We start from the raw sequence: 16,979 nt of genomic DNA on the forward strand, positions 1-16,979 counted from the left end.
GGGACCCCGACATAGTCACCCCACGACGTTCTCCGCTCAGGTGGCGGCGATCCAGCCGACGCCGAGCGCGGCGGCCAGGGCGAGGCCGGCGACGACGCGATAGCTGACGAAGGCCATCAGGGAGTTGGTGGCGACGAACTTCAGCAGCCACGCGATCGAGGCATACGCGACGACGAAGGCGACGAGCATACCCACCGCCATCTGCCCGAAACCGAGGTTGCCGAGGGTGTCGCGCTCCTGCAACGCCTCGAAGACACCGCCGGCCGTCAGCGCCGGGATGGCCATGAAGAAGCTCAGCTCGGTGGCGGTGACCCGGTCGATGCCCCGCAGCAGACCCGCCGAGATGGTTGCCCCCGACCGGGAGACGCCGGGGATCAACGAGAAGCATTGCATCAGGCCGATCATGATGCCGTCGCGCATCGTGACCTGGCCCTCGCCGCGCTGGTCGCCGGCGGCCTCCAGCGCGTCGTGACGTTTCTCGGCCCAGACCATGACCGCGCTCCAGAGCACCAGCGCGGCCGCGACGACCCACAGGTTGCGCAGCGGGCCCGCGATCAGGTCCTTGCCGAGGAAGCCGGCGATCCCGACCGGGATCGATCCGACGATCACGGCCCACGCGAGCGTGTAGTCGTGACCCCGCGCGTCAGCGTTGGTCAGGCCGCGCACCCAGGCCATGAAGAGCCGAGCGATCTTCTTCGCGAAGTAGATGAAGGTCGCCACAATCGCACCGAACTGGATGATCACGGTGTATGCCGTGACCGCCTTGTCGTCGACCCGCAGGCCCAGCATCTTCTCGGCGACCGTGAGGTGACCTGTCGAGGAGACGGGCAGGAATTCGGTCAAGCCTTCGACGATGCCGAGCACGACGGCATCGAAATAGCTGAGCATGAAGCAGCAACCTCTTGGGGCAGGGGACGACGGGGATCGCCGATGGCGACCGGTGGAGCTCCGGCCTCACCAGGAGACCAGAGGACCCTGAGAGCCGACTGAGAATTCTACCGGCTCGGGCGTCAAGCGCTGGCGACGCTCAGGTCGGGCGGGTCTCGCCGTCGTCCTCGATCTCGTCGAAATCCTCGTCGTCGAGCCCGAGGTAGCGCTGGTCGGCGTCGGCGTCGTCGTCCTCTTCCGCCGCGTCGTCCTCCTCCTCGTCGTCATCGTCTTCGTCGTCCGACTCGTCCTCGTCGGGGCCGGCGTAGACGTCGAGGGGCGTCATCTCGCCGTAGGCCTCGAGCAGCGCGTCGTCATACTCCTCGAAGGCGTCCGCCAGGTCGTCGTATGCGGCGACCACCGCCGGGTCGTCCTCTCCGCGCCGCTGAGCGCATGCTTCCAAGTGACGTTCGAAGGCGGCGGTGAGGGCCGCGAGGGCGGCGCGGGGGTCAGCCATGGCTCAACCGTAGCGCCTCCGACGGGCTCCGCTGACTACGCGGTGGCGCGCTAGTAGGACGTCAGGAGCCGGTGCAGCACGCGGGTGCCGAAACGCAACGATTCCACTGGCACTCTCTCGTCGATGCCGTGGAACATCGGCGCGAAATCCAGGTCAGCAGGCAATTGCAGAGGGGCGAATCCATAGCCGGTGATCCCGAGCCGGGACAGGGCCTTGTTGTCGGTGCCGCCGGAGAGGCAATAGGGCAGGACCTCGGCGCCAGGGTCCTCGGCCTGCAGCGCGGCGATCATGGCCTCGACCAGCCCACCTTCGAAGGGGCTGTCGAGGGAGATGTCCTCGTGGTGGATGTCGATGTCGACGTGATCACCGCAGAGCTCTTTGAGGGTCTTCATGACGGTCTCGTAGTGACCGGGCAGGAAGCGGCAGTCCACGGAGGCGTGGGCGTCCTGCGGGATGACGTTGTGCTTGTAGCCGGCGTCGAGCATCGTCAGGTTCGCAGTGTCCTGCAACGTACCTCGGACGAATCCGGCGGCCCCGCCGAGGTGCTGTAGGAGGGGCTCGAGGTCACCGGTATTCGGAATGCCGGTGATGCGCGAGAGCCCGTCGAGGAGTTCCTGGACGGAGGGGATGAACTCCTGCGGCCAGTCATGCGCGTCGATGCGGGCGATGGCCTGGGCGAGCCGGACGATGGGGTTTTCGTCATTGGGCACCGACCCGTGGCCGGCGCGACCGCGCGCGGTCAGGCGCAGCCAGAGGATGCCCTTCTCGGCGGTCTGCAGCAGGTAGGCGCGCTGTTGGCTACCGTCGGCCCGGCGCAGGGTGACACTGTAGCCGCCAACCTCGCTGATGGCTTCGGTGACGCCGTCGAAGAACTCCGGGTGGTTGGCCACGACCCACTGTGAGCCGTAGACGCCGCCGGCCTCCTCGTCGGCGAAAAAGCCGATGACCAGGTCGCGCCGGGGGCTGGTGCCGGTGCGCACCAGGTCCCGGACGACGGCCAGCATCATCGCGTCCATGCCCTTCATGTCGACAGCGCCCCGTCCCCAGATGCAGCCGTCGCGTTCCTCGCCTGAGAAGGGTTCGACCTGCCAGTCGGCGGCATGGGCGGGCACGACGTCGAGGTGCCCGTGCACGCACAACGCCTGCAGGGCCGAGTCCGAACCGGGGATCCGCACGAAGACACTCGCGCGGCCCGGCTCGGACTCGACCACCTGCGGATCGAGACCGACCTCGCGAAGCTGGGCCACGACATACGCAGCCGCTTCGGCCTCCCCAGGCCCGCTGCCGTCGCCGTAGTTGCTGGAGTCGATCCGGATCAGTTCCTGACAGATCCGGGCGACCTCATCGGCTGCGTTCATGCTGGCTCCTGGGTCGAGGTGGTCATCGATGTCGTCAGGACGGGATGCAGGCCTTGCTCACCTGGTTGGTGTAGTCGCTGATCTTCGTCGAGAAGGCCTGGCTGGCCTCCATGGCTTCGGTCTGCGACTTGCCGATGAGGTCCTTGGCGAGGGTCTCCAGTTCGGTGTAGCCGGCCTGCAGGTCCTTGGGGAATTTGTCGACGACGCCGCCGGGGAAGGCCTTGTCGAAGTCGGCCTGGCTGAAATCCCCGGTCAGCGAATCGAGCGCGACATTGGCGATGTCCATGAGGGACTGCCCGACGGCCGCGCACCCTGCCGCGTCATACGATCCCGAGCCGCTCGCCGAACCGGCCGAACTCGAGGATGCCGCGGAGGTGGACGCCGGCGCGCTCGCGCTCGTGGAGCCGGCGGCGGCGGGCGTGGTGCTGGACGATCCACTGTCGCCGCCTCCACAGGCAGCGAGGGCGAGCATGCCCGCCATCGCGATGGAGGCCAGCTTGGTGCGTCGGGTGGTCATTCTTCTCCCCCTGAGATCTCTGTCGGGCCGCCGTTCGGCCCGCACCGCAACCCTAGACGGCGCGGCGGGCAGTCCGGTTCCCGGCCCCGGTTTGTCCGCGCGTCGCGTCACTCCGGCCGCAGGATCGCGGCGAGGTCGTAGCGGGCGACTTCCTCGAGCTGGTCGTAGGTGCAGCTGGCCGGGTCCCGGTCCGGGCGCCACCGCTTGAACTGGGCGGTATGCCGGAACCGTCGCCCTTCCATGTGGTCGTAGCCGACTTCGAGGACGCGCTCCGGACGCAGCGGCACGAAGGAGAGGTCCTTGCCGGCGCTCCACCGGCTGCCAGTGCCGGGCACGCGGTCGGGGTTGGCGATCATCCACTGGGCCCACTCGCCCCATGGATGATCGTCGACACCCTCCTCCAGTGGTTTCAGTTCTGCGAGAAGGCTTTTGCGTTTGGCGGCGGTGAAGGACGCGCTGACACCGATGTGCGCGAGGTGGCCCTCGTCGTCATACAGCCCGAGCAGCAGTGAGCCCAGCAGTGGCTCGGCCGCGGTGGAGTTCTTGTGCAGCCGATAACCGGCGAGGACGACATCGGCCGTGCGGGCCTGCTTGATCTTGATCATCGAGCGGGCGTTGGGGACATAGGCCGCGCCCAGCGGCTTGGCGACCACCCCGTCGAGCCCGGCGCCCTCGAAGGTCTCGAACCATTCCTGCGCGATGGCGGGGTCGGTGGTCGTCCGGGTGATGTGGACGGTGTCGCTGGGGGCGGTCAGGACAGCGACCAGTTCGGCGCGACGCTCGGCGAAGGGCTTCGCCATGAGGTCCTCCTCGGCGAGGGCGAGCAGGTCGAAGGCGACGTATTGCGCCGGGGTCTGCTCGCTGAGCAGCTTGATCCGCGAGGCGGCGGGGTGGATGCGCTCCTGCAGCACCTCGAACTCCAGCCGATCCCCGACGGCCACGAAGATCTCACCGTCCAACACCACCTTATCGGGCAGGCAATCCCGCAGTGCGGCAACGACTTCCGGGAAGTAGCGGGCTAGGGACTTGGTGTTGCGAGAGGCCAGCTCTACCTCGTCGCCGTCCTTGAAGACCAGGCACCGGAACCCGTCCCACTTCGGCTCGAAGCTCAAGCCACCGTCGAACTTCGCCGGGTCGGGTATGCCGCCCGCGGACTTGGCGAGCATCGGCTGCACGGGCGGCATGACGGGTAGGTCCATGGCGAAACCATAGGCGGGGCCGGGGTCAGTGCGCGGAGGCTGTCAGTGGCCATGGTCATGCTCACGTCATGATGACAACCGACGCACCCCAGCACTTCCAGCGTCTTCCCGCAGGGCTCGCCCACCGCTATGCCCTTGCCTGGCTGGCTATCTACCCACGGCGCTCTGCCTCAACTTCCGGCGTGCGCGCCGGGGGATTTCCTACTGGGTCAGTGCGAGGCACTCATCGTTCGCCGCGTGCAAGATGACGGACTATCGAGGTGGGGCGAAGCTCGGCGACGCCCTTGCCCGGCCGCGCCACGAGGGTCACTTCCGCCCGCTTGCCCGCGCGATCCTTGCGGACGCAGACGCCCGTGGAACGGTTCTGTACGCCTACCCCCGGACAAGTCGCTTGGGCGCAGCCTACGAAGGCGTTGGGTTCACACGGCCGGGGCGGACGGGCACCATGCGCCGTTCTCCAGCGAGCCCAGTCGGGAGGGAATGAAGGCCGTTGACGGCATGGCCCGGTGGCCCTACCTCGTGGCAGGCCCGAGGTCCATGCGTGTCCAAACCGGTTCGCCGGCGGCGTCGGTCTCGGCCAGGTCCAGGGTGGCCGTGAGGCGCCAGTCGCGATCACCGTCGGGGTCCTCGAGGATCTGGGTCACGACCCACTCCTCCGGTTCCTCCTCGATCCGCAGGTATGCCGGGCCACGCGCGTCCGCCCCGGTGCCCAGGTGGTCGTATTCGGCGAAATAGTCCTCGCCCGCCTCGCGCCATTGCGCTTCGGTGAGCGGACCAGCCAAGGCAGCCAGCGCGGCATACCGCTGCAGCGCAAGGAGTTCGACGCGCCGGAACATCGCCTTGCGGACCATGACGCGCAGCGCGCGGGGGTTCGCCGACAGCGCCCGGCTGGTCTCCGGCCGCACCTCCGGCCCCGCGTCGGCGGGGTTCATCAGGGACTCCCACTCATCGACCAGACTCGAGTCGGTCTGGCGGATCAGTTCGCCGAGCCATTCGATGACGTCGTCCAACTCGTCATCGCGGTAGCCGAGCGGAACCGTCTGCCGCAGCGCGCGATAGGCGTCCGAGAGATAACGCAACAGGATGCCTTCGGCCCGGCCGAGCTGGTAGCGCCCGACGTACTCACCGAAGGTCATCGCGTGCTCGTACATCTCGCGGACGACGGACTTGGGCGACAGGTCGACCTCGTAGACCCACGGGTGGCTCTGGCGATAGATCGCAAAGGCGTCGGTCAGCAACTCCTGCAACGGTTTCGCCCAGCTGACGTCATCGAGCAACTCGAGCCGTTCTTCGTATTCCAGGCCGTCCGCCTTCATCTGGGCGACCGCCTCGCCCCGTGCCGCGAACTGCTGCGCCATCAGCACCTGCCGTGGGTCCTCGAGGGTCGCCTCGATGACGCTGACGACGTCGAGGGCGTAGTCGGGTTCGGTCTCGTCGAGGACGTCCAGGACGGCGAGGGCGAAGGCCGAGAGGGGCTGGTTGAGGGCAAAGCCGTCCTGGAGGTCGTCGACGATTTCGTATGCGGTGGCGAGCGTCCCGCGCACGTCGAGCGGGTCGGCGCTGGTCACCTCCTCGACATCGGGATCGTCGACGCCGTCGGCCGCGGCGCCGGCCTCGATCTCGAGCTCGGCGACGCGTTGTTCGTCCGGCTCGTCCAGGACCCCGGCTGCGTCGGGCACCGGCACGGTGACCTCGAAGCCCTCGGCCCCGGGCACCGGCGCAACGACGTCCGCCTTTTCCAGGGAGGCGATGATCTGCGCGGCGCGGACCACGAGCCGGGACTGCGAGACAGCCTCTTCGTGGTTGTCCTCCAACACGATTCGCATCGCCTCACCCTGACCCTCGACCTCGTCGAGGAGGTTGAGAACAAGTCCGTGCGTGACGCGCATGCGGGAGCGCAGCGGTTCGGGCGGGGCGGCGACGAGCCGGTCATATGTCCCCTCGGTGTAGCTGAGCTGCCCCTCCGGCGGACCCTTGCGCTGCACTTTGCGACGCTTCTTCGGGTCGTCACCGGCCTTGAGCAGGGCCCGATGGTTTTCGATGAGGTGCTCGGGTGCTTGGACGACGACGAAACCTTCCGTGTCGTAGCCGGCCCGCCCGGCCCGCCCGGCGATCTGATGGAACTCCCGCGCGCGGAGCACCCGTTGGCGGCGCCCGTCGTACTTCGTCAGCGACGTGAGCAGGACGCTGCGGATCGGGACGTTGATCCCGACGCCGAGCGTGTCGGTGCCGCACACGACCTTGAGCAGGCCGGCCTGGGCGAGGGTCTCGACGAGGCGCCGGTATTTCGGCAACATCCCCGCGTGGTGGACGCCGATGCCATGCAGGACAAGGCGTTTGAGCGTCATACCGAACCCCTTGCCGAACCGGAATCCGCCCACGAGCCGCTTGATCTCCTCCTTCTCCGCGCTCGTCGAGACGTTGACCGACATCAGCGCCTGGGCGCGCTCGACGGCCGCCTGCTGGGTGAAGTGCACGACGTAGATCGGCGCGCGCCCTTCGTGCAGCAGGTCCTCGATCGTCTCGTGGATCGGGGTGAGAACCCAGTCGAAGTGCAGCGGCACCGGACGCTCGGCCGACGTGATCGCGACAGTGTCGCGGCCGTTGCGGCGCGTCAGATCCTCCTCGAAGAAGGTCGTGTCGCCCAGGGTGGCGGACATCAGGAGGAACTGGGTGCGCGGGAGCAGCAGCAATGGCACCTGCCACGCCCACCCGCGGTCCGGCTCGGCATAGAAGTGGAACTCGTCCATGACGACGAGACCGATGTCGGCGCGATCGCGTTCGCGCAGAGCTTGATTCGCGAGTACCTCGGCCGTGGCGCAGATGATGGGCGCATCGGCGTTGACGGCGGCGTCGCCCGTGAGCATCCCGACGTTGTCGGCACCGAAGATCTGGATCAGGTCGAAGAACTTCTCCGACACAAGGGCTTTGATCGGGGCGGTGTACCAGCTGCGCTCCCCCGCCGCCATCGCGGTGGCGTGCGCGGCGACCGCGACGAGCGACTTCCCCGACCCGGTCGGCGTGGCCAGGATGACGTTGGCCCCGGTGAGGAGGGTGAGGACGGCCTCCTCCTGCGCCGGATACAGCCGGATGCCGCGCCCGCTCGCCCACTCCTCGAAGCGCTCGAGCACCTCGTCGGCGTTCGCCGCGGTGGCGATATCGCGCAAGGGTGCAGGCATGCCGCCTATTGCATCACGCGCGGCGGAGGCGGCCACGCGGCCGCAGCCGGCCACCGGGCAGCGGTGGGGCGGGGATGCGGGGCCTAGCACCGGCATACCCCTGCACTGTGCCGAAGCGTTCGCTGCCCGCCTCCCACTCCTCGCGCAGGGTCGCGACCTCCTCGTGGCTGCGGCCGACGAAGTTCCACCACATGACGATCTCTTCTTCGAACGGCTTGCCGCCCAACAGGACCAGCCGCGCACCCTGGTCGGTGACGAGGCGCAGGCTGGCGGGCCCGGCATCGAGGCACGCGAGCGAGCCGGTATGCAGTTCGGCTCCGTCCACCCGCAGGTCGCCGGTGTCGAGGAGCACGCCGTGTTCGTATGCCGGGTCGAGGGTGATCGTGACCTCGGCGCCGGGGGTGAGGTCGAGTTGCGCGCCGAGGAGCGGCGTGAAGGTGTGGACGGGTGAGGCGGCGATGTCGCGCAGTTCGCCGAGGAAGACGCGGGCGGCGCCGGCGCCGGCGGGCAGCTCCATGACCGAGGCGGCGTGGTGCTCGAAGGTCCGCTCGACGTGGCGGGCCTCCTCGGGCAGGGCGACCCAGAGCTGGACGCCGTGCAGCACCTCGGTCGTCGGGGTCGAGACCTCCGAGTGCGCGACGCCGCGACCAGCGGTCATCAAGTTGATCTCGCCCGGACGCACGAGCGCATGGAAGCCGCCGCTGTCGCGGTGCTCGATCTCCCCGTCGAAGAGCCAGGAGACGGTTTGCCGGCCGGTATGCGGATGGGGCGCCACGTCCATGCCCGGCCCGTCCGCGCCAACTCGCGTGGGGCCGTAGTGGTCCGCGAAGCACCAGGCACCGACGAACGACCGGTCGCGGTGCGGCAGCGTGCGGCGCACGAGCATCGCCCGCAGCCCGCCGAGCGGGACCTCCCGAGGCTCCAGGACCTGCATGACAGCGAGGGTACCCACGCCCGGTACACGGGTGCTCCCTCGCCGGTTAGGGAAGCACCCGAACCGCGTGCTAACCTCTCCCTTCGGTGCGGCGCTCCCCAGCGCCTCATCACACCTCGTCCGGGTGGCGGAATTGGCAGACGCGCTAGCTTGAGGTGCTAGTCCTCGCAAGGGGATGGGGGTTCAAGTCCCCCCTCGGACACTCGCGTGACAGCTTCGAGGAGACCGGACGCATCGAAATGTCGAGGTGACGGCTGGTAGGCGGCCGTCACTCGCCCGAGCAGTGCGTCGGGGACGGCGGCTTGGCGCAGGGTGCTGACCACGATCTGGTTGAGCGAACTGGCGACCGCGGCCAGGAACTCGGCGATGAGGATCACGGGCACGTTCGAGGTCAGCCCGAGGGCGGCGAAACTGGCGGCGGGGACCAGTGCGGCAAGCCAGGTGATGGGTCCCCCACCGACAGCGGGCACGACTCGCTCGGCCGCGAGGGACCCGACGATCGCCCCCGCGGCGGGAACCGCGATGAAGAGACCGAACATTTCCGGCGGCACCCCGATCGGCCCGGTCACGAGCAGGACCGGCAACCCGCTGGTCGCGGCGCTGAAGAAGTTGATCGACGCGGAGATGAACGCCACGCGGCGCAGCAAGTCGTGGTGCCAGAAGTGGGACCACCGCCAGCGATGCTACGGCCCACACCGGCGACGGTCCCGTGCTCGTGGCCCCGCTCGGCCGCAGTGGGCAGGAGCTGGGGAAGCAGGAACGCCGCCAGACCCGCCAGAGCGAAAGCCCCCGCGCTGGTGAAGGAGGCGACCGAGGCGGCGGCAGCGAACAGGAAGGCGCCAAAGGGTGGGCCCACGAGATGTCTTCGTCGACACTTCGCGGCAGCGCAACCGTCGCTGGTGCCCGGCCGACGATTGCGGCAACCGCAATCGAGTCCGGGCCCATTACCAGCGGGGTCGCGACCGGGCGCAGCGGGCTGACTGACCACTGCCACCCCGATGCTCACGCCGGAATGGCTCGGGCGCGTGTCGGCGGCACAGGACACAATCGGCGGTATGCAGTTGTCTCACCTTGTCGCGACCTCGAACGCCCTCGTCGCCACATCGGCGCGCAACGCCAAGATCGCCCTGGTCGCCGAGGCTCTCCAGGCCGCCGGTCCGGAGGAGGTGGGTCTGGCGGCCGCATACCTCTCCAATGTGCTGCCGCAACGTCGCCTCGGGGTGGGCTGGCGCGGATTGTCGGACCTTCCGGCACCGGCAGCCGACGCGTCATTGACCCTCGTGGATGTCGATGCCGCCTTTGACGCCCTGGCCACCGCGGGGGGCTCGGGCTCGGTTGCCAGTCGACGCGCAGTGGTGTCGCACCTGCTCGCCCGGGCGACGGGGCCCGAACAGGAATACCTGCGCGGACTCATGCTCGGTGGCGTGCGGCAGGGCGCGCAGGACGGCGTGATGCTCGCGGCCATCGCCAAGGCCGCGGACGTGCCGCTGGCGGCCGTGCAGCGGGCGGTCATGCTCAGCGGCTTCGCGGCACCGGTTGCGCAAGCCGCCCTGTCGGGCGGTGTCGACGCGCTCGCGGCGATGACCCTCGAGGTCCTGCGCCCGCTCCGTCCGATGCTCGCGGGCAGTTCGCCGGACATCGCGGGCGCATTCCGGGATGGGGCGGACGTCTTCATCGAACGGAAGATCGACGGCATACGGCTGCAGGCGCACAAGGCCGGCGCCGACGTGCGCCTCTTCACCCGCTCCCTCGACGAGATCACCGACCGGCTGCCCGAGGTCGTCGAGCTTGTCGCCGCGCTCCCCTGCGACCGGGTGGTCCTCGACGGCGAGACCATCGCGATGCGCCCCGACGGCCGCCCCGCGCCCTTCCAGGTAACGGGGTCACGGACGGCGTCCAGCGCTGACCCGGAGACGCTCAGGCTCAGCACACCCCTGTCCACGAGCTTCTTCGACGTGCTGCACCTCGACGGGGAGGATCTGCTCGATCGACCACTGGCCGAGCGGATTTCGCGCCTCGACGCCCTGCTGCCCGAGCCGGCGCGCATGGTCCGGATCACCACCGACTCCCCCGCGGACGCCGAGTCCTTCTTCGCCGCGCAAGTCGCGGCCGGCCACGAAGGTGTCATGGTCAAGGACCCCGCCAGCCCGTATGCCGCGGGCCGGCGCGGCGCGGGCTGGGTCAAGGTCAAACCGCGGCATACCCTCGACCTCGTCGTCCTGGCCGTCGAGTGGGGCAGCGGCCGCCGGCGCGGCACCCTGTCGAACATCCACCTCGGCGCACGCGACCCGGACACCGGCGGATTCGTCATGCTCGGCAAGACGTTCAAGGGGATGACCGACGCGATGCTGGCCTGGCAGACCGAGCGCTTCCTGGAGTTGGAGACCCACCGCGACTCCTACACCGTCCACGTCCGGCCCGAGCAGGTGGTCGAGATCGCTTTCGACGGCATCCAGAAGAGTTCGCGCTACCCCGGCGGTATGGCGCTGCGGTTCGCCCGGGTGCTGCGCTACCGGGATGACAAGAGCGCCGACCAGGCCGACACCATCGAGACGGTGCGGTCACTACGCGGCTGGTGACGACGCCGACCGGTCCGCGCTTCCCAAATGTTCTAGAGGGTTGTCGGCGCCGTGCCCTACGGTCATCGACATGGCACGGACCCAGTTGACGCAGCGGCCGTCGTGGCGCTTCTTCGTCACGATGACCCGAGCCGTGCCCGGCCTCTCCGCCGTGTGGTGGGCACTGCTCGCGCTGCGCTCCCTGCTGCCGGCGGCGCTGGCCGTCTGCACCGGCTGGTTGGTCGGGGCCGTCGCCGCCGGTTCCGATCTGACCACGCCGCTGACCGCCTTCGGGATCCTCTTCGTCGCCGCCCAGGTGGCCCCACCGCTGCATCAGGTGATCGGCACCCTGCTCGGCCATCGCCTGAGCAACGAACTCAACGAACGGCTGCTCACGGCCACCCTCGAGCCCGACGGCATCGGCCATCTCGAGCGCGGCGACTTGAGCAACGACCTGACCACGGCGCGCGACTTCGACCTGGGCATGACCGGGCCGCCGATGTTCATCAACATGGACTTCGTCGCCGGCAGCGTCGTGCTGTTGCTGGCCGGCGTCGCCTCGGCGCTGGTGCTGTTCGGCTATTCGTGGTGGGCGCCCCTGCTGCTCCTCGCCGCGTGGGGATCGACGCACTGGCTGCTGCGCGAGAGCGGCGTCTGGCGCGATCGCAACACCGACGAGGTCAAGTCGGCCCGCCGGCATACCGACTATGCCTACACCTTGGCCACCGAGCCTGCGGCGGCTAAGGAGGTGCGGTTGTTTGGCTTCGACGACTGGTTGCTGGAGCGCTTCCGCACCAACCGGTTGCGGTTGCACGAGTTGCAGTATGCCGCCACCCGCCTCCGCGAACGCTCGCTCCTCGGAGCGCTGGTGATTGTGTTGTGCGCCAACGGTTTCCTACTTTTCATGATCGCCCGAGATGCGTATGCCGGCGCTCTGACTCTCCAGCAGACGGTCACCTTCGCCGGGGCTGCGTTCGGCGCGAGCCTGATCGCCTTCGGCGGGTTGTCGTGGGCGATGGACGTGGCGTCCGCGCCGGTCATGGCGTTGGAGGCCCTCGAACCCGAGATGCACGCCGCTGGGTCCCTCGTCACCCCGGCCCCGCGGCCCGGCGACCGGTCGCCACCTCCCCGGCGCGGTGCCCCGGAGATCCGCTTCGAGAAGGTCACGTTCGCCTATCCCGGCACCGACCGGCCGGTGCTGCGCGACTTCGACCTGACCATCCCCGCCGGGTCCAGCTTCGCGATCGTGGGGATCAATGGGGCCGGCAAGACGACGATCGCCAAACTCCTGTGCCGCCTCTATGACCCGCAGGCGGGCGCCATCCGCATCGACGGGGTGGACCTGCGGGAGCTACCGATCGCGCAGTGGCGCAGCGAACTGGCGGCCGTCTTCCAGGATTTCGTGCGCTACGAGTTACCGCTGCGCGACAATGTCATGCCGCTCGGTGGCGAGGACGCCGCCGCGAGCGCCGCCCTCGCCGCGGCAGGCGCCGACAGGCTGGCCGGGCTGGATACGCCCATGGCCAAGGGCTATCCCGGCGGAATCGACGTCTCCGGCGGGCAATGGCAACGGATCGCCCTGGCGCGCGCGATCGCCAAGGTCGAGGCGGGCGCGGATGTCGTGCTCCTCGACGAGCCGACCGCGATGCTCGACGTCCGCGGCGAGGCGGAGATCTTCTCCCGGGTCCTGGATGCCACGGCGCACGCCACGACGATCCTCATCTCGCACCGGTTCTCCACCGTCCGGCAGGTCGACCACATCTGCGTCGTCGAGGAGGGCCGCGCGGTCGAGGTCGGCAGCCACGACGAACTGGTTGCGCTCGGCGGTCGCTACCGGACGATGTACGACGTGCAGGCCAGCCGCTTCGTCGAACTCGACGACGAGGGAGAAGAGGTCGTCTATGAGTCGCTCTGAGCCCACCGCCACGACCGCGGAACAGGAACTCGAGCCGATGCCGGCCGGCTGGCCGTCGATGCTGCGCATCGTGCGGCACGGCTACCGGGCGGAGCCGAAGTTGCTCAGCGCCTCGCTCGCGATGACCGTGCTCGAGGCCCTGCCGGATGTCCTCGTCGCCGTCTGGCTGGCCCTGATCACGCGCGGCATCGTCAACCACGACCGCGACGACCTCCTGCTTGGCGCCCTCGGCCTGGCTGCCTCGGCCACCGCCACCTGGGCGCTGCAGGTCACGCTCGGGCGCACCAAACGCCGTCTCGGTGACCGGCTCAATATCTATTTCCAAGGCCACGTCGCGACCTTGCAGGCCAAGGTCGCCACCCTCGAACACCATGAGCGGCCCGGCTATCTCGACCGGATCGCCGTGTTGCGCACCGGCGTCTTCGCCCTCGATCACCTCTTCGCCTCGATCTTCACCATGGTGGGCTGGTTCGTCCGGCTGGCCTTCGTCTCGGTCCTCCTCGCCACGATCCACCCAGCACTGCTGCTCCTGCTCCTGGCCGCGCTACCCCTGCTCGTCGTGGCCACCTGGCGTCCGAAGGTCGAGAAGGCAGCCGAGGAAGCGGTCGCCCCCCACGGACGCCTCGGCCGTCACCTCTTCCTCCTGGGCACCAGCGCCGGGCCCGGCAAGGAGATCCGGGTGACCGGCAACCAGGACGACCTGCGGGCCCGGCGTCGCCGGGCCTGGGAATCGTGGTTCGCGCCGCAGCGCGCGGCCAGCCTCGTCACGGCCGCATGGCTTGCTCTGACCTGGGCAATCTTCGGCGTCGCCTTCGTCGGGGCCGTGGCCTGGATCGCCCACCGGCCCGGCGTCACCGCCGCGTCCATCGTGCTGGTGCTCACCGCGGGGAGCCGGCTGACGGCATACGTCGGCTCGGCCGTCGGCGAACTCGGCTTCCTGCGCGGGATCTGGCTCGACTCGGCCAAGCGGCTGGCGTGGCTGGAGGACTTCGCGCAGAGCACCGCAGGCACGGGCACGCAGGCCCCGCCCGACCGGCTCACCGACGGCATCCGGTTCGACGGGGTGGGCTTCGCCTATCCCGGCACCACCCGCCGGGTCCTGGACGGCGTCGACCTGCACCTGCCGGCCGGCAGCGTGGTCGCGGTCGTCGGCGAGAACGGTGCCGGCAAGTCGACCCTGGTCAAGCTGTTGGCCCGCATGTACGACCCCACCGCCGGGCGTATCACGGTCGACGGCACTGACCTGTCCGCTCTCGACCTGCGCGGCTGGCGCGAGCGGATCAGCGGCGCCTTCCAGGACTTCGCCCGGCTGGAGTTCCGTGCTCACACGACCGTAGGGCTCGGTGACCTCCCCCGCCTCGACGATCGGCCGGCCGTCGCGGCAGCCGTCGAGCGGGCCGGTGCCACGCCGGTCGTGGACCAGCTCGCCGGCGGACTCGACACCCAGTTGGGTCCGTCCTGGGACGACGGTGTCGACGTCAGCTTCGGTCAGTGGCAGAAGCTCGCCCTCGCCAGGGGCTATATGCGTCACGAACCGCTGCTGCTGATGCTCGACGAGCCGACCGCCGCCCTCGACGCCGAGACCGAGCACGCGATCTTCGAACAGTTCACGGCCGGAGCGCGCAGTGAGAACGACACGGGGCGTGTCACCATCCTTGTCTCACACCGCTTCTCGACGGTCAGGATGGCCGACCTGATTGTCGTCCTCGACGGCAGCAGGGTGGCTGAGGTCGGCAGTCACGAGGCCCTGATGGCCCAGGGCGGGTTGTATTCCGAGCTCTACACCATCCGGGCCGGCGCCTATGCCTGAGGTCACCTGGGAGGACCTGGCCGCGCACGCCTTGCGGCGGCAGTTTCCCGAGCCACCCAGCCGGACACCGGGTGTCGCCGACGTCGTCGACCTGCTGCAGGGGGTCGGACCGCTACAGACGCAGAACGCTCGGGCCGCCTTCATCGGAATCGCGGCCCGCCTGCCCGGCGTGACCCACGAAGTGATCACCGCGGCATACGAGGAGCACCGGATTCTGCGTGGCAGCAACCTGCGCGGCACGGTGCACACCTCCACCGCAGCCGACCATCCGCTGCTCGAGGCCACGACCCGCATCGGGCAACGGGCGCTCTATCACCGCTTTCTGCGCCCCGTCGCGACGAGTCTCGACGAGATCTTCGCCGGCATCGAAGACTACGCCCGCGACGAGTGGCGCACCCCGGCGCAGCTGCGCGAACACCTCGGCGCGTGGATGTCCGAGCACGACCCCCAGGGGCAGCCGCAGCTGGAGACCACCGCGGGACGCTATTTCGGCTTCGGTCACGGGGGCCTGGTGCGCCGGCCCCTGTCGGGTCCGTGGTCGGGGCAGGGCGCCCCGGGATACCGGACCGCGTCCGCGCTGCTAACGCCGGCCGACATCGGCGAGCGCACCCGACTGCTCGCCGACTCCGATGCGGCTGTCGAGGCGATGATCCGGCGCCACCTGACGGCATACGGTCCGGTGAGCCGCAACGACATCGCCTGGTGGTCGGGGGTCGGACTGACCCCCATCGACGCCGGCCTGCAGCGGCTGGCTGCAGAACTGCACAGCATGACCGGTCCAGACGGGCGCACCTACGTCACCCTCACGACCCCCGTCGCCCCCAGCGACGCTGACATCCCCGGGATCGCCCTGCTGCCCGAGTTCGACGCGCTTTTGTGCGGGTTCGACCCACCGGCCCGGGGCCGATTCGTCGACCCGCGCCATTACGACATCCTGTGGCGGCAGGAGAACGGCCTCCTCCTCGCGCCGCTGCTCGTTCGCGGGCGGCTGACCGGTTACTGGACCCTCGCCGGGACCGGTGGCCGGCGTGAGCTGACCGTCAGTTATTTCCGCGGCACGCCCCGACCCACCAAGAGCCTGCTCACGGCTCCGGTCGCCGGCCTCGAGCGGGCGCTCGGGGTGCGGGTCGGCACCGTCGCGATCGCCCGCCACTCCTAGCCGCCTGCGCCAGCCGCAGGCCGGCATCCCGGGTCACCCGCAGGGGTGTCCCCCACCAATCCACAGGCCGCTGCGGCCCATTTCGGGGCGGATCGTTCGTAGATTCGAGGGATGACAGACACCACACGAGTCACGGTGGAGCGAGTTATCCCCGCGTCCACCGCCGCCATCTTCGACATCCTGAGCAACCCGCTGCGGCACGCCGACCTCGACGGATCCGGCTTCATCCGCTCCGACGCCGGCGCCCAACGCATCCAGGCCGTCGGCGACGTCTTCACCATGAACATGGAAGGCGAGCACATGGGCGGTGAGTACCAGACGGACAATCACGTCACCGGCTACGCCGATAACGCGCTGCTCGCCTGGCAAACCGCGCCGGCCGGCACCGAGCCGCCCGGGTGGGAATGGGTCTGGGAGCTGGAACCCCAGGGCCCCGACAGCACGTTAGTCCGGCATACCTACGACTGGTCCAAGGTGACTGACAAGGAGCTGCTTCAGAAGGTGAAGTTCCCGCTCGTCACCGAGGCCCAGCTCGAAGACACCCTCGTCAAGCTCGACGAGGCCGCGACAGGCTCGTAACCCCTCCATCGAGTTTCGTCGCGGGCGGGCCCGAGGCCGGCAGCGCAGGTCACCGACCGGCTGCGGTCTCGGGCCCGAGTCGTGCCAATTTAGTGTGTCGCGGGCTCGTGGCCTGTGGCGATGAGGATGTCTCGGGCGGCGTCAGTGAGGGAGTCGGCCGCGGTGTGGGGGTGGCCGGCGATGGTGATGGTGATCTGCTGGATCGGGCGGAGCGCGCGCACGATCTTCTTGATGCTCATGCCGGTCTGGTCTTGGAGGCGCCGGGAGATGGCCAGCGCGGCGAAGACGATGGTCAGGTGGGCCTCGATCGCGTCTTTGGTGTGGTGGAAGATCGGTCGGGCGCGTAGGTCGCTCTTGGACATCCGGAACGACGCCTCGACCTGCCAG

At 69.3% G+C, this 16,979-nt stretch carries 13 protein-coding genes, 1 tRNA gene and 1 pseudogene; 7 read left to right on the forward strand and 8 right to left on the reverse strand.

What is annotated here, in order from left to right; all coding sequences use genetic code 11:
- Positions 1-36: 36 nt before the first annotated feature.
- From BN11_RS19120 to BN11_RS19150, 7 genes are all read right to left on the reverse strand, one after another.
- Complete coding sequence (locus tag BN11_RS19120) at positions 37-888, reverse strand: undecaprenyl-diphosphate phosphatase (protein WP_048699955.1); 852 nt, start codon at positions 886-888, stop codon at positions 37-39.
- Positions 889-1,027: 139 nt separating this feature from the next.
- Positions 1,028-1,384: a hypothetical protein gene (locus BN11_RS23150; protein WP_048699956.1), complete on the reverse strand. Its 357-nt coding sequence runs from the start codon at positions 1,382-1,384 to the stop codon at positions 1,028-1,030.
- A gap of 50 nt (positions 1,385-1,434) precedes the next feature.
- A complete protein-coding gene (locus BN11_RS19130; RefSeq protein ID WP_048699957.1) occupies positions 1,435-2,742 on the reverse strand; it encodes a M20/M25/M40 family metallo-hydrolase in 1,308 nt (435 codons plus the stop codon).
- A gap of 34 nt (positions 2,743-2,776) precedes the next feature.
- Positions 2,777-3,259, reverse strand: a complete 483-nt coding sequence (locus BN11_RS19135) for a hypothetical protein (RefSeq protein ID WP_048699960.1) — start codon at positions 3,257-3,259, stop codon at positions 2,777-2,779.
- A 107-nt stretch (positions 3,260-3,366) separates the two neighbouring features.
- Positions 3,367-4,458: an ATP-dependent DNA ligase gene (locus BN11_RS19140; RefSeq protein WP_048699962.1), complete on the reverse strand. Its 1,092-nt coding sequence runs from the start codon at positions 4,456-4,458 to the stop codon at positions 3,367-3,369.
- A gap of 512 nt (positions 4,459-4,970) precedes the next feature.
- Entirely contained in the window at positions 4,971-7,637 is a 2,667-nt protein-coding gene (locus BN11_RS24835) for a DEAD/DEAH box helicase (RefSeq protein ID WP_048701990.1), read from the reverse strand.
- A 13-nt stretch (positions 7,638-7,650) separates the two neighbouring features.
- A complete protein-coding gene (locus BN11_RS19150) occupies positions 7,651-8,571 on the reverse strand; it encodes a pirin family protein (protein WP_048699963.1) in 921 nt (306 codons plus the stop codon).
- A 118-nt stretch (positions 8,572-8,689) separates the two neighbouring features.
- Here BN11_RS19150 and BN11_RS19155 point away from each other — a divergent pair.
- The 7 genes from BN11_RS19155 to BN11_RS19185 all read left to right on the forward strand — a co-directional run bounded on the left by BN11_RS19155 (position 8,690) and on the right by BN11_RS19185 (position 16,592).
- Positions 8,690-8,773, forward strand: a tRNA-Leu gene (locus tag BN11_RS19155).
- A 644-nt stretch (positions 8,774-9,417) separates the two neighbouring features.
- Positions 9,418-9,555: a CGNR zinc finger domain-containing protein gene (locus BN11_RS22125; RefSeq protein ID WP_083433890.1), complete on the forward strand. Its 138-nt coding sequence runs from the start codon at positions 9,418-9,420 to the stop codon at positions 9,553-9,555.
- A gap of 71 nt (positions 9,556-9,626) precedes the next feature.
- Positions 9,627-11,150: an ATP-dependent DNA ligase gene (locus BN11_RS19165; protein WP_048701992.1), complete on the forward strand. Its 1,524-nt coding sequence runs from the start codon at positions 9,627-9,629 to the stop codon at positions 11,148-11,150.
- A 70-nt stretch (positions 11,151-11,220) separates the two neighbouring features.
- Positions 11,221-13,044: an ABC transporter ATP-binding protein gene (locus BN11_RS19170; RefSeq protein ID WP_048699966.1), complete on the forward strand. Its 1,824-nt coding sequence runs from the start codon at positions 11,221-11,223 to the stop codon at positions 13,042-13,044.
- Positions 13,031-14,854 (forward strand): ABC transporter ATP-binding protein, encoded by a 1,824-nt coding sequence (locus BN11_RS19175; protein ID WP_201329311.1) that lies wholly within the window; start codon positions 13,031-13,033, stop codon positions 14,852-14,854. Before BN11_RS19170 ends, BN11_RS19175 begins: the two co-directional genes overlap by 14 nt.
- Positions 14,847-16,013 carry a DNA glycosylase AlkZ-like family protein gene (locus BN11_RS19180; protein WP_048699967.1) on the forward strand — a complete coding sequence of 389 codons (1,167 nt, stop codon included), beginning with the start codon at positions 14,847-14,849 and terminating at the stop codon, positions 16,011-16,013. The genes BN11_RS19175 and BN11_RS19180 overlap by 8 nt, the downstream gene beginning before the upstream one ends.
- A 111-nt stretch (positions 16,014-16,124) precedes the next feature.
- On the forward strand, positions 16,125-16,592 hold the full coding sequence (locus BN11_RS19185; protein WP_048699969.1) for an SRPBCC family protein: 468 nt from the start codon (positions 16,125-16,127) through the stop codon (positions 16,590-16,592).
- An 89-nt stretch (positions 16,593-16,681) separates the two neighbouring features.
- Here the strand turns inward: BN11_RS19185 and BN11_RS19190 are convergent.
- A pseudogene (locus tag BN11_RS19190) lies at positions 16,682-16,979 on the reverse strand (IS1634 family transposase); the annotation flags it as partial.

Origin of the sequence: Nostocoides australiense Ben110 (assembly GCF_001050535.1) — a bacterium.
Classification (GTDB): domain Bacteria; phylum Actinomycetota; class Actinomycetes; order Actinomycetales; family Dermatophilaceae; genus Nostocoides_A; species Nostocoides_A australiense.